This is a genomic window from Streptomyces sp. NH27 (genome assembly GCF_056859195.1).
Genome location: NZ_JACEGK010000213.1, coordinates 1 through 12,460, shown reverse-complemented (window position 1 = coordinate 12,460; position 12,460 = coordinate 1). Strand labels below are relative to the sequence as shown.

14 protein-coding genes and 1 pseudogene are annotated in these 12,460 nt (G+C 66.9%); 8 read left to right on the top strand and 7 right to left on the bottom strand.

All coding sequences use genetic code 11. The features are described from left to right. Positions 1–2: 2 nt before the first annotated feature. Entirely contained in the window at positions 3–539 is a 537-nt protein-coding gene (locus AC13HU_RS18680) for an ATP-binding protein (RefSeq protein ID WP_483043029.1), read from the bottom strand. 273 nt (positions 540–812) lie between these two features. Here AC13HU_RS18680 and AC13HU_RS18675 point away from each other — a divergent pair, with 273 nt between their 5' ends. From AC13HU_RS18675 to AC13HU_RS18645, 7 genes and pseudogenes are all read left to right on the top strand, one after another. Beyond that, positions 813–1,703, top strand: coding sequence for a helix-turn-helix domain-containing protein (locus AC13HU_RS18675; RefSeq protein WP_483043028.1), 891 nt, complete (start codon positions 813–815; stop codon positions 1,701–1,703). A 7-nt stretch (positions 1,704–1,710) separates the two neighbouring features. Further along, complete coding sequence (locus AC13HU_RS18670) at positions 1,711–1,950, top strand: DUF397 domain-containing protein (RefSeq protein WP_483043027.1); 240 nt, start codon at positions 1,711–1,713, stop codon at positions 1,948–1,950. A 507-nt stretch (positions 1,951–2,457) separates the two neighbouring features. Further along, entirely contained in the window at positions 2,458–2,874 is a 417-nt protein-coding gene (locus AC13HU_RS18665) for a hypothetical protein (RefSeq protein WP_483043026.1), read from the top strand. Positions 2,875–2,923: 49 nt separating this feature from the next. Then, positions 2,924–3,364, top strand: a complete 441-nt coding sequence (locus AC13HU_RS18660) for a phosphotransferase family protein (RefSeq protein ID WP_483043025.1) — start codon at positions 2,924–2,926, stop codon at positions 3,362–3,364. A 213-nt stretch (positions 3,365–3,577) separates the two neighbouring features. Next, entirely contained in the window at positions 3,578–3,817 is a 240-nt protein-coding gene (locus AC13HU_RS18655) for a DUF397 domain-containing protein (RefSeq protein WP_483043024.1), read from the top strand. Positions 3,818–4,046: 229 nt separating this feature from the next. After that, a complete protein-coding gene (locus AC13HU_RS18650) occupies positions 4,047–4,622 on the top strand; it encodes a YdcF family protein (RefSeq protein WP_483043031.1) in 576 nt (191 codons plus the stop codon). Beyond that, positions 4,573–5,059: pseudogene (locus tag AC13HU_RS18645) on the top strand (COG3415 family protein); the annotation flags it as partial. The gene AC13HU_RS18650 and the pseudogene AC13HU_RS18645, both read left to right, overlap by 50 nt. Positions 5,060–5,132: 73 nt before the next feature. Here the strand turns inward: AC13HU_RS18645 and AC13HU_RS18640 are convergent. After that, positions 5,133–5,510, bottom strand: coding sequence for a nuclear transport factor 2 family protein (locus AC13HU_RS18640; protein ID WP_483043023.1), 378 nt, complete (start codon positions 5,508–5,510; stop codon positions 5,133–5,135). A 109-nt stretch (positions 5,511–5,619) separates the two neighbouring features. Here AC13HU_RS18640 and AC13HU_RS18635 point away from each other — a divergent pair, with 109 nt between their 5' ends. Beyond that, complete coding sequence (locus AC13HU_RS18635; RefSeq protein ID WP_483043022.1) at positions 5,620–6,285, top strand: YdcF family protein; 666 nt, start codon at positions 5,620–5,622, stop codon at positions 6,283–6,285. A 100-nt stretch (positions 6,286–6,385) separates the two neighbouring features. Here AC13HU_RS18635 and AC13HU_RS18630 read toward each other — a convergent pair whose 3' ends face one another. The 5 genes from AC13HU_RS18630 to AC13HU_RS18610 all read right to left on the bottom strand — a co-directional run bounded on the left by AC13HU_RS18630 (position 6,386) and on the right by AC13HU_RS18610 (position 12,255). Beyond that, a complete protein-coding gene (locus AC13HU_RS18630; protein WP_483043021.1) occupies positions 6,386–8,386 on the bottom strand; it encodes a hypothetical protein in 2,001 nt (666 codons plus the stop codon). Next, complete coding sequence (locus AC13HU_RS18625) at positions 8,383–9,294, bottom strand: hypothetical protein (protein WP_483043020.1); 912 nt, start codon at positions 9,292–9,294, stop codon at positions 8,383–8,385. Before AC13HU_RS18625 ends, AC13HU_RS18630 begins: the two co-directional genes overlap by 4 nt. 104 nt (positions 9,295–9,398) lie before the next feature. Next, positions 9,399–10,109 (bottom strand): hypothetical protein, encoded by a 711-nt coding sequence (locus AC13HU_RS18620; RefSeq protein WP_483043019.1) that lies wholly within the window; start codon positions 10,107–10,109, stop codon positions 9,399–9,401. 146 nt (positions 10,110–10,255) lie between these two features. Beyond that, the gene (locus AC13HU_RS18615) at positions 10,256–11,074 is read right to left on the bottom strand and encodes an SAM-dependent methyltransferase (RefSeq protein WP_483043018.1); all 819 of its coding nucleotides are present in this window, start codon (positions 11,072–11,074) and stop codon (positions 10,256–10,258) included. A 338-nt stretch (positions 11,075–11,412) separates the two neighbouring features. Continuing rightward, a complete protein-coding gene (locus tag AC13HU_RS18610) occupies positions 11,413–12,255 on the bottom strand; it encodes an ECF transporter S component (RefSeq protein WP_483043030.1) in 843 nt (280 codons plus the stop codon). Positions 12,256–12,460 lie beyond the last annotated feature (205 nt).

The window sequence follows — 12,460 nt, the reverse complement described above, 5'->3', positions numbered from 1 at the left end:
GCCTACGGCGGCTCGGCGACTTGCCCGCGCCAGGTGGGGGACCGACTCCTCCGAGTCGAGTCGGACGTCGTGAGGGTGCACCACGTTCTTGTTCCGTCCTCGCTGACTCCCCACGAGTCAGCCAGCGCGTTCACGAGGAACATGCCGCGCCCGCTCTCCTCATCGACGCCAACTGTCCGCACTGTGGGGCGATCAGGCGAGCCGTCCTCTACCTCGATGACAACCATGTCCACGGTGATCACGAGGCGGAACACGACCTGCCGGCCAGTGCCGTGCCGGAGACCGTTCGTCACGAGTTCGCTGATCAGGAGCTGGGCGTCGTCTACGAGTGAGGACAAGCCGCAGGCGCTGAGCTTCTGTGCACCGATACGGCGGAGGCGGCGCACCCAGATCGCGTAGGAGGGCCGACCTTGCTCCGTCTGTTCCGTCCCACGCTCGATGACCAGCGACAGCTCGTCGACGATCGAGGGGACGGCGATCTTCAACTCGTTGGCGCGCAGTTCTGGGGTGAGCTTCGGCCCCGGCGCGGTGGCAGCCATACCCTCACTCCTTTGCATCTCACGGACCAGCGCGACGGCGCACCAGCCCAGCCCGGACCGGCTCCCACGCCCTCACTCCCGGCGTTCTCGGCTGGCCCAACTACCGTGCCGCGTAGGGTCTCCGCGAGGCAACCGAATCGCTTCAGAAATTTCTGGAAGGCGCGAATTGGACTATGCGCAGGCTTGCACAGAGGCTATTGAGGATGCGCAGGAGATGTGACATTCTGCACTGGGTGGTAGACAGCACGCACACGGCTTGGGGGTAGTGCACAGATGGCAGCGAAGCGTGGCGCGACCGGGCAGCGCCTGGAGTTGGGCATCCAGATGAGGCAGTTGCGCGAGAACTGCCCGGCCGTTGAAGAGGGCCGAGCGCGAGGGATGACGCGCAAGGCGGCGGTGAAGGGACTCAAGGCAACCTCGGAACCGACGCTCGCTCGCATCGAGAACGGCGAGCTCAACTTCCGTCGTAGCCCCGCAGATCTACGCACGCTTCTGAAGCGGTACGGGGTCACCGATGAGATACTGATCGAGCAGTTGGTCGAACTCAACCGAGAGGGTGCGGACGACGAGTGGCTCACCCAGTACCGCACCTTCATGCCGGCGGGGATGCCGCACTACGTCGGCCTCGAAGCTGAGGCATCGACGATCAGCGCCTACCACCCCACCGTCGTCCACGGGTTGCTCCAGACCGACGCGTACGCAAGGGCGCTCTTCGAGGTGCAGCGTCCCGTCGAGGACAACACCATCGAATTCATCCGTCGCAACGTGGAGCTGCGCATGGAGCGGAAGCGACGGGTCCTGGAGCGTGGCGGATCCGTGCGGATTCGCGTCATCCTCGGCGAGGCGGCGCTGAGGATTCCGGTAGGAGACGATGACGTGATGCGGGAGCAGTACACGGAGATCGCAAGCTTGGCGAGGAGAGACCACATCTCGATCCAGGTGCTCCCCTTCAAGAGGGGATACCGGTCCACCAACGACTTTGCGATCCTCGACCTGGGCGAACTTCCTGCCCGGGTGCAGACGGACAATGCCTGGGGTGCCGTCTCGACCAGCGACAAGCCCCGTGAGGTCGAGCGGTTCACCCGCCGGTTCAACACGATGGTGGGTGTGGCCCTCGGCCTCGACGCCACCATCGAGTTCCTGGAAGAGCTAGCCCGAAGGTAGGAAAGCCATGAACACTTACGTTCCAGCCAACCAACTGGCCACTGAGGATGCCTGGTTCAAGTCGTCCTACAGCGACGGCACCGGCAACAGTTGCGTCGAGGTAGCCAACCGGCTCCCGACGCACGACGACATCCTCATACGCGACTCGAAGGACAAGAGCGGTCCGGCACTGCACGTCACGCAGGCGGGCTGGGACGCACTCCTGGAACTCGTCCGTACAGGAGACGCTGACTTCGACGTCGTCTGATCGGGCACAGCAACTCCTGAGCGGGGCTGCCGTCCTCCTCAATCATGCCGAGGGGGACGGCACTCGTCTTCGCTGGCCTCGCCGTTGAACGGTTCGTCACCGAATACCGCTCGGCCGTTGCCCCGTTGGACGGACTCGGACGACGGTCGTCGAAGTCCCCCCTCGGCTGACGAATTAGTTACCCCAAGGCTCCGTCCGTGGCGCGCGGATGGAGTCTTCACCCATGGAAAGGCCCGCCGCACCCGTCGGAACCGGTGGGCCTTGCGCCGCCATTGGGCTCGCACGGGATCGTAGCCCAGCCGAGGCATGCGAACTCGCGGGCCGGGCGTACCTGGAGATGCCGCCCACACACCGCACGCCGCTGGTCGGGGAACGCGCACGCGAGGTAATCCACAGGCTGCCCACTGCCATACGGGCCAGTCGAGCCGCACGAGAACTTGGCGAGATACTGGAGTTGTCACCCGGCCGGAGGTGACAACAGGCCCGACGTTCAGCGAGCCTGAACCCATGACAACGCCGACACCCCTTCACGGGGGGTTCGATGAGATCGAACTCAGCCGCATATTCAGGCAGGCATGTGCCATCGCCGGACTGCCCACCGGCCGGCCTCGTCTCCTTCGTGGGCATACCAATGCCGTCGTCCTGCTGGAGGATGCCGGTGTCGTCGTGAAGGTCGCCAGGCACGGCACCCGTAGCGCCGATGTGGCACGTACGGTTCGTTTCACCCGGTGGCTGATGGACGCAGGATTCCCCACCGCGCCCCTTCACGACGTGGAGCAACCCGTCATCGTCGAGGGAAATGCAGTGACCTTCTGGACCTATTTTCCACAACCGGACCAGCCCGTACCGGCCCAGCAGCTCGCTCATCCGCTCCGGGCTCTGCATACCATGTGGCCTTCCGGATTTCGCATTGCCCGACCATGACAACCTGCGAGCGATAAGAAAATCCCTCTCCAGGATCACAGCGCTCTCGGTGAGTGATCTCTCCTATCTGCAAGAGCGCGCGGAATTTCTGGCAAGCGAGCTGTCCGGCCTGGGTTTTCGTCTTCCGCACGGTGTGTTGCAAGGAGATCCACAGCATCGTAACGCGCTGCACGCGCCGGGTGGTGGAGTGGTCCTGTGCGACTGGGACACCGTATCGCTCGGCCATGCGGAGTGGGATCTGGTCACCGTCGAGGTTCATTGTCGCCGCTTCGGCTACGGAGATCAGCACTACCGAGGCTTTGCGCAGTCATATGGAGCCGACGTTACCAAATTGCCAAGCTATGCAACGCTGCGCGACATCCGCGAGCTTCGGATGGTATCGACCAACGCGCGGAAGATCGCGCACGCCCCCGGCAGCCTTCCCGAGATCCATCGTCGAATAGAAGGCATCAGGAACGGCGACTCCGAACTGCAATGGAGAATCCTCTGATTGATGATTCCGCTGTGACCGGCGCAGCGCGCCGGCTGGAACGAGCACACCGAAACCCGCGCGGCCCTGCGCAACAGGAACCGTGACAAGACACTTACCACCCAGGCCGGCGACCTGGAGTTGGCCATCGACGCCGTGGCAATGTGGCTCGTGGCCTCGGCCCCCGAGACCACCATCGAGTTCCTGGAAGAGCTAGCCCGAAGGTAGGAGACCATGAACGCTTACGTTTCAGCCAACCAACTGGCCACCGAGGATACCTGGTTCAAGTCGTCCTACAGCGACGGCACCGGCAACAACTGCGTCGAGGTAGCCAACCGGCTCCCGACGCACCACGACATCCTCATACGCGACTCGAAGGACAAGAGCGGTCCGGCACTGCACGTCACGCAGGCGGGCTGGGACGCACTCCTGGAACTCGTCCGTACAGGAGACGCTGACTTCGACGTCGTCTGATCGGGCACAGCAACTCCTGAGCTGGAGTGCCTTTCCTCTCAGGCGTGTTGAGGGAGACCTTTCCCCGGGTGGTGGCCTCCTCTTCCCCGACCCCGGTGGGGGCCAGGGAAGAGGAGTCACTTACGGAGTACGACTTCGATGTGCCGGACTCGGCACGGGACGGAGAGCGTGCGTGACCCTCTCGCCGACGGCGCACACGGATGCCCTGCTGCTGTGGGACTACCTGCAGATGCACCACACACCGCGCCCATGCTCCGTCGCCATCGCCCTGGGCAGTCACGACCTCACCGTGGCGGACGCCACCGCGGATCTCTACTCGCGCGGCATGGCACCTCTCGTTGTGATGACCGGAGCCACCAGCCCAACATCCGCAACTCGCATGCCACTTGGCGAGGCCGTGCACTACCGCAGGCGCGCACTTGAACTGGGCGTACCAGGATCAGCAGTCTTGCTGGAGCCGGAGGCGAGGAACACCGGGGAGAACATCACGAAATCCCGGGAGCTCCTGGAAGCCACCGGCGTCGAAGTGACGTCACTCCTCCTGGTCAGCAAGCCGTACGAGGAACGACGAGCCTACGCAACACTGCGGAAGCTCTGGCCGTCCATGGACGCCATCTGCGCATCAGCACCCATGAACTACGACGACTACGCCTCCGCCATCGGCGACGAAGACCTGGTCGTCGCCATGATGGTCGGCGCGACACAGCGGCTCATCATCTACCCCGAGCGAGGACTCACCGTCGACCAACACATCCCGGCCCTTCACCCGCTGGTCCCTGCGCAAGCTCGTCGCCTACCTGTGTAAAGTCCACGGTCGGGTCATCCGCATCGGCCGCGAGGCGTTACGCTGCCTGCTCGCCCGGCGCGGCGTCACTTTCCAGCGCACCAAGACGTGGAAGGAGTCCCCGGACCCCGAGCGCGCGGCGAAGCTGGACCGGATCGAGGAAGTGGTGGACCGGTTCCCGGACCGGGTCTTTGCGTTCGACGAGTTCGGCCCGCTCGGGATTCGGCTGGGCCAACCCGATCGAGGCGCACTTCGGACCGCTGCGGCAGTTCACCATCGCCAACTCCCACCATCCCGACCACACCGTGCAGACCCGGGCCCTACACGCCTACTTGCGTTGGCGCAACGCCAACGCCCGCCACCGCGACGTCCTGGCCGCCGAACGCAAGGAACGTGCCCGCATCCGTAGCGAGAAAGGCATCCGCTGGGGCGGACGTCCCCTCAACACCGCAGCCTGACCAACCGCGAGCCGCAGCCCCGGAGCACCGACGGGGCCGGTTCAGGAGAAGGCCGGCGCAAGAGAAGGATGACTCAGGAGGCGGACGGGTCGATCTCCCCCGCGAAGACGATAACCTGGTCGATGAGGCTCCGCCGCAGATGGACGACGTCCGTTCCCGCCAGACGGGGGCCTCCATCCGGCGTGGTGAAGACCCACTGGTACCGGGCCCACTCGCCAGGCATGTCCACCGCCGAGCAGCGCACCATCGTGCCGGTCCCCGCCGGGTGGCGCCGGATGTCCAGCACGAACCGCTCGACCGCCTCGATCCCTTCGCTGCGGCCCAACGGCCCCCAGAAGACCACGTCCGAGGTCAGGGCCTGGGAGAGGAGCGCAGTCACATAGCTGTCGTCCGAGGCGTTGAACGCGGAGACGAACGTGTCGATTGCGGAGCGCGCGATTTCTTCCTGCATGCACCAGTAATACCAGTTGTTTCGCGCAACGCGCTCGTCCCGTAAGCCGTCTTCCGATCACGGTGAACCATCCCGGTCACAGCACTAGCCTCAACAGCGAGGAGTACCTGTGACCGACCAAGCCACGATCAGTGACGCCGACCGGGCTGACGCCCGTGCTATCTGGGACTTCCACCAGATGGGCCACCAGCCGAGGCCCTGTTCCGCAGCGATCGCCCTCGGCGGCCTCGACCTCGGCGTGGCCGCCACCACCGCCGAGCTCTACCACCGCGGGATGTTTCCGACGGTGGTCTTCACCGGTGACACCAGCGACGCTACCAAGGCGAGGTTTCCCCGGGGCGAGGCCACCCACTACCGGGAGCACGCGCTCTCCCTGGGGGTGCCGGATCAAGCGATCCTGTTGGAGCCCAAGGCCACCAACACCGGCCAGAACATCGGCTTCTCCCGCGAAGTACTGGAGAACGCGGGTATCCCCGTCACCACCCTGCTCCTGATCTCCATGCCGTACATGCAGCGCCGCGCCTACGCGACGTGCCGCAAGCTGTGGCCCGAGGTAGAGACGGTGTGCGCCTCCCAGCCGTTGTCGTACGACGAGTACGTCACGACGCACGACAACGAGAAGCAGTTCATCGACATGCTCATGGGCGACTTGGAACGGGTCATGGAGTACCCCAAGCGCGGCTTCGCCATCGAACAGCACGTCCCGGAAGGGGTCCGCGATGCCTTCGACCGCCTCCGCGCCCGCGGCTACGACAACTGGCTCCTACCCTCTTGACCACGTGGCCCCAGGGCAGAGGAGGGTACTTCTCATGTGATGTCGGCTTCTGCGGTGATAATCAGGCGGGGGCCGCTCCGGCCCTCCGCCGTCCCCTTCCTCACTCGTCGTCGTCCTCGTCGTCGTAGTCGTCGAGCTCCTCCGCGATCACCTCGAGGTGGTCGACGAACTCATCGACGAGGGGGCTTTCGTCAGTCCACCAGGGGGCGGTCTTGCGCTTCCCGGCGGGCTCCTCGATCAGTGCGGGGTCGACCGCGTCCATCCAGGGGTAGGCCACGGCCGCTTCGACGCGTGTGTCCCAGCCGTCGGGGTCGAAGTCCATTTCGTCGATGTCGCGGATCCTGGGAACGGGCACCGGCGACTGCTCGTGCTTCACCATCCAGGTGTTGCGGAAGAAGTCGAACTGCAGGTGGTAGCAGTCGTCCGTCTCGGTGAAGACTATCGGCGGGACAAGGAAGTGTGCCGCACCGACGGTGGCCGCCACATCGATGTAATTCGCGGGTCTGCCGCCGGAGTTCCAGCAGGCCGCGAAGTTCACCGGGGCGAGCGACTCTTTGCTGAGAACCTGGATCTGGTTGCCCCGGACCACGAACTTCGCCGGGTCGAGGACCACGTCCTGGCCGAGCATGAGGATGGGCGCCGGCATGATGTGCGCCTTGGCGAAGGTCTGCGCTGTCTCGTTGAGGCCGACGATCTTGTCGCTGCGTGTGGCGGCGAAGTCGCTCCAGTAGTGGAACGGGCAGCAGGTGTCGTTCATCTCCTCCGACTCGGGGAAGAGCAGGGACTTGTCGAATGCCGCGACGACATCCGCTGTGCGTTGGCTGCCCTCGCCGCGCTGCTCGGCGAGGAAGCCGGGAATCCAATCCGTGCCCGCGGCCTCGATCACGGACGACCCGCATGCGTCGCGGAAGGCCGTCTCGCCGAGCTTGCAGTTGAAGTAGTCGAGCAGCGTGATCGCGGCGCACTCGGTGAGCGAGAGTCCCGCGTGCTTGGCGAACCAGAAGTCGTAGCCGTTCGCGACGAAGTCCACCCCGCGGAACCGCTTGTGGACGAACGGCTCGCTCGCCGTATCACCGGCCCGCAGGCCGTTCCAGTGTGCGGCGGCGACCTGGTTGTAGTAAGTGTCGGCGTGCCGGGCAAGCTCCGGGGCGAAGACACTTTCGCCGGTCAGGTAGCAGGCTTTACTGAACAGCGCGCCGATCCCCGCGTCGTGTGCGACCCCGGACTCGCCCTGGTGGAAGATGAGTTCGGTGCGCAGAAAGACCTTGCGGCCGTGGCGGTAGGGGGCGCCCTCGTGTTCGTACCGCTGGTCGAAGATGACGCAGGTGAATGCCTCGATGTCGGTGAGGGCGGTGCCCCCGGTGAGGTCGAGTGCGGGCTCCCCCGAGCCGCCGGTGAGGTAGAGCAGCACCGTGTAGCGGGAGACGTGTCCGCTGGCGGCGTCGTAGTAGGGAGTGTCCCGGTGGTGGTGGAAGTTGGCGTCACCGGGCTCGAAGCGGTTGCATCGAAACACGGGATTCACGTGCGAGAAGCCGTTGAGCACCGCCTGGGGAAGCGCCTTGGACACCGCCTTGGTGAGCGCATCGGCCAGCAACGCCGAGTGGAAGATGTAGCGTTCGCCACCACGGGAGCCGGAGTTGAGCGGCGGGACGTAGAGGTTCAGCTCGTCCAGGCCCTCGATGCAGGCGCGGCTGGCGTCCGGCAGCCGCAGCTGCGCCGCGTACGCGTCCTGCGCGAGCTCGACCGGCGCGGTGAGCGTGAGCTCCAGGGGCACGTCCGTGAAGAGCCGGTCCAGCGGCACGATGTTCTCGAAGGTACGGAACGACAGTTCACGCGGGTCCACGAACACTGCGGCCAGGTGCGGCGCGTCCTCGCTGGGCCGGGCGAACAACTCGCGCGCTGCCTCGTCGATACGCTCTGCGTCGACGAAACGCACCGCCTTGAAGCGTGCCGTCGGATGCCAGGAGACCGCCAGCCCGTCGATCACGGCGGCCGCCTCGGTGTCGATCGCGTCCACCTCGGCGCGGTACCGGGCCGCCTCGTCCTCGGCGGCCGAGCCGGTCGACAGGGCAAAGAAACGGTCACGGAGTTCGGTGCTCACACGCTCCTCCAGAAGCTGCGCAGCGCGGTCGGGAGCTGAGGGGCGGACGCCAGCATCTTCACACCGGCGTCGGAGACGTCCCTACGGTGGAGGAGTAGGCGCTTGAGGGAACCGGCGAACGGTGCCTCGATCAGGGCCTGTGCGCCATCAGCGCCAATCCGGTTGTAGCGGAGGTCGAGCTCCTCGAGCCGCTCGAGACGTGCCAGCGCGCGCACACCCTCGCCGGTGAGCCGGTTGTGCTGGAAGTGCAGCCGCCGTACGTTGCCGAAGTTCCCGGAGGTGGCCAGGGCTGCCGCACCGTCACTGCCGATGCCGCAGTAGCGCAGGTCGAGCGTCTCGATCTGCCCGGTCGAGGCCGCGGCGGCGAGGGCCTTGGCGCCGGGATCGCCGATGCGGAAGTACGAGAGGTCCAGCTCACGGATCCCGCCGAAGTCAAGGTCCGCGAGGCCGTCGGCCTCATGAGGCGGCGGCGGGAGCGGCATGCCGTCCTCGTCGAAGTCGGGCTCGTGGCTCCAGTACTCGGCGTCCGCCTCCTCGGCGGTGGTGTCCGGCTGGATCCGCAGGGCGGTCACAAATCGGCCCTGCCGGGCCTCGGCTATGCGTGCGGGTGCCTCCTGCGACCAGGCGATGGCCACCTTGGTGGCAAAGCCGTGGCAGCGCGCGGCAGTCGTCACTCCCGCCGGCAGTTCGGCGTCCCAGCTCTCCTGATGCTCCTTCGTCAGCTGGTCGATCTCGCGCTGCAGTGCCTCGCGTTCGTGGTCCCGCGCCTCGCGCGCGCGGCGCAGTTCCAGCTCGATCAGCCTGCCCCGGGCGTCGTTCTGTTCCAGCAGCACGTCGCTGTAGGCGCGCCAGGCAGCGAGGTCCTCCGGGCCCTCGCGCAGCAACTGTTCTAATGACGTTGTTCCCATAGAGAGCACTCTAGGGGCGGCCACTGACAATCGATCGGGCCGAACGCGCCCCCGCGTACGTCGCCGCGATCGACCGGCTTTGGTGGTCGCGTGACCCGGTTCGGTCAACGCACGGAGCGCCGCGTCCTCATGCCGAACTCCGGGCGGGCCGGCCGTCCCACCCGCAGAGGAAGAGGATCGTGCAGCCTGGCCACGTACCGCCGGTACGTCCGCGCCTCGGCCGAGATGCCGTCGACGACATCATGACGGTCAGGGAACATCGCACTTCCCGCGTTCAGTACGGCGTTCGTCCCGAACTGGTTGCCCTGGAGGCGGCCGGTTGGCAGCCGGCCCCGGTTCCAGGGAATCGGCTTGGACCGGCCGGCTGTCATCGGGCCGCGGTTGACCTGGAACCAGACCTCACGGTGGTTGCCGAACAACACGACGCCCTCACGGAGATCACGCACGTCGGTGTACACGTCGAAGTCCCAGTCACCCGGAGCTCCCCCCGAGGCGTAGTGCCCACGGAAGTGGCGCATGAACCGGGGCAGGTCGACAGTCGCACCGAACGGAATCACCGCGTCGGCATAGGGCTCACCGGCGATGAAGTAGATTCTGAACTCCAAGCCGTACAGCCGCCCGCGGGCCTTCCTCTTGATGAAAAGTGAGAACGTGTCCGCGTCGTCATGGTTCCAGCGGTCCGCGGCACGGACTTGCCGGCTCAGGTGCTTGAACGACAGCGTCTCCCGATCGACCAACAGGCCAGGGATCCGCTCTATCGAGCCATGGAGCAGGTAGCGGCACATCAAGTCCACCGGATGCGTGTCGTGCGCCATCCGCGTAAAGAATCCCGCAGAAAAACCGTCCCGCACAGGTTCCTCCAGCCGTCACGCCCTCCGCCGCGTCGTGGGCGTGGGCATGGGCATGGGCATGGGCAAAGCTGGACGAGAGGTTCAGGTACTCCAGAACGGGGGCCGGGGAGTCAGAGTTTGATGCCGACGCCGCCGTAGAAGCCGACACGCGCCAGTTCCTGCTCCGTGGGCACCGGGCCGTCGGGACGCCAGAGCGGGGGTTGGACCAGGCCGGGCTCGACCAGCTCGAAGCCGTCGAAGAAGCGCAACACCTGGTCGTGGGAACGCAGGGTGAGCGTGGCGGTGGCTCCCTTGTCCCGGTAGACGTCGCGGGCTTCCCCCGCGTCGCCGTCCAGTTGGTGGAAGTCGCCGGTCGTGTGGCTGAGGAGCAGGTGGCTGCCGGCGGGCAGCGCGTCCCGGTAGGCGGCGACCAGCCCCGCGGGGTCCTCGTCATCCCGGACGAAGTGCAGGACGGCCACCAGCATCAACCCGACCGGCCGACCGAAGTCGATCAGCTCACTGACGGTCGGATGATTCAGGATGCTCGCCGGGTCGCGCAGATCACCGAGGAGAAAGCCGGTGTTGCCCGTAGCCGGCAGATGCGCCCCCGCATACGTCGCCACGATCGGGTCGTTGTCCACGTACGCGACACGGACCTCGGCCGACACCTCGTGCGCCACCTGGTGGGTGTTGGGCGCGGTGGGTATGCCAGTGCCGATGTCGATGATCTGACGGATACCGCTCTCCGCCATGTACCGCACCGCCCGGTGCATGAAATTCCGGTTGCCCCGCGCCATGGGCACGATGTCCGGGAACAGGTCGATCACGCGCTGCGCGGCCTCGCGGTCGACCTCGTAGTTGTCCTTGCCGCCGAGGTAGTAGTCGTACATGCGGGCCGGATGGGGCCTGCCGGTGTCGATCTTCTCGGCGGAGAATCCCTGGTCGGTCAACGCCGTCCTCCCGTTCGTTCCATGTGCCCTGCCGGGTCGTTCAGACTGCGCGGCACAGATGCCCATCGGTGACAGCACGGCCGGGGCGCGGATCCTGATCAGGTCGAAGCCGTCGAACCAGGCCATGGTGGCGGCGATTTGGTCGCCCCGGGGCCGGCTCCGTCAGTGTCCCATCCCGGGCGTGGGACGCGGTGCCGTTCGGCGATGCCGACGCCGCAGACCCTGGCGAACTGCTCTGACAGTGCTGTCCGGGGGACGGCACGCCGGCCGGGGCCAACGTCCAGAACCGGCCCGGCACATGGGTCGGCCGGCAGGCGCCCGCCCGCCGGCCGCCGGGACTATACGGGGCGCGCGGGCGAGTTGCCGCCGGAGTCGGGTGGCGACGGTGACAGGAGCGGCGGCGACGAGGGCGGCGGCGAGGCCGGGTCGGTGAAGTGGATCGCGGGGGCGAAGTTGGCGCGGCGGGCGGCGCGGCGGAAGGTGGTGAGGACGGCCGGGCCGGCGATGAGGACGCAGACGAAGTTGGTGACCGCGCGGCCGGTGTCCCAGCCGAGGGATGTGGCGGCGTCGAACGCGAGGTAGCGGTGCCATTGGGCGGTGAAGGGCAGGCCCGGCAGGTAGGAGAGGGAGCTGCCGGGGTCGAGCGAGAACGGCCAGAAGGAGAGGTTGAGCAGGAAGCCGAAGAGGTAGCCGGACGCGGAGCCGTAGAGCGCCAGCATCAGCACTTCCCGCTTGCCGCGGGCGCGCGGGAGGAGGCCGGCGAGCATGCCGACGAAGGCGCAGCCGAACATCTGGTACGGCATCCAGGGGCCGACGCCGCCGGTGAGGAGGGCGGAGGCGAACAGCGAGGTGCAGCCGAGGGTGAAGCCGAACCCGGGGCCGAACACCCGGCCGGCCAGCACCAGGACGAAGAAGACGGTCTCCACGCCGGCGGTTCCGGCGCCGAGTGGGCGCAGCGCCGCGTTGACCGCGGAGAGCACGCCGAGCATGGCCAGCGCCTTCGCGTCGATGCCGCCGTCGGCGATCTCGGCGAAGACGACGGCGAGCACCAGGACGAGCAGCACGCCGAAGATCAGCGGCGGCGCGTAGGAGGCGCCGAACCGGCCGGGCGCGACGACGAACGGCCAGAAGAAGGCGACCGCCCCGATGAACGCGGCGAGCACGACGGTCACGGTGGCCATGGCGTGCAGCCGCACCGCGCTCGTACGACGTTCACCGGGCGTAGGACCTTCACCGGGCTTACGGCGAGGCTCAGTTGTACGGCGCGGCCCGGCCATACGGCGAGGCTCGGTCGTACGGCGCTTCGCGTCCGCGTGGTCGTCCGCGTGGTCGTCCGCGGGGCGGGCGGCGGGGGCACTCATCGGGCGGCCTCCGACGTGCCGAGGG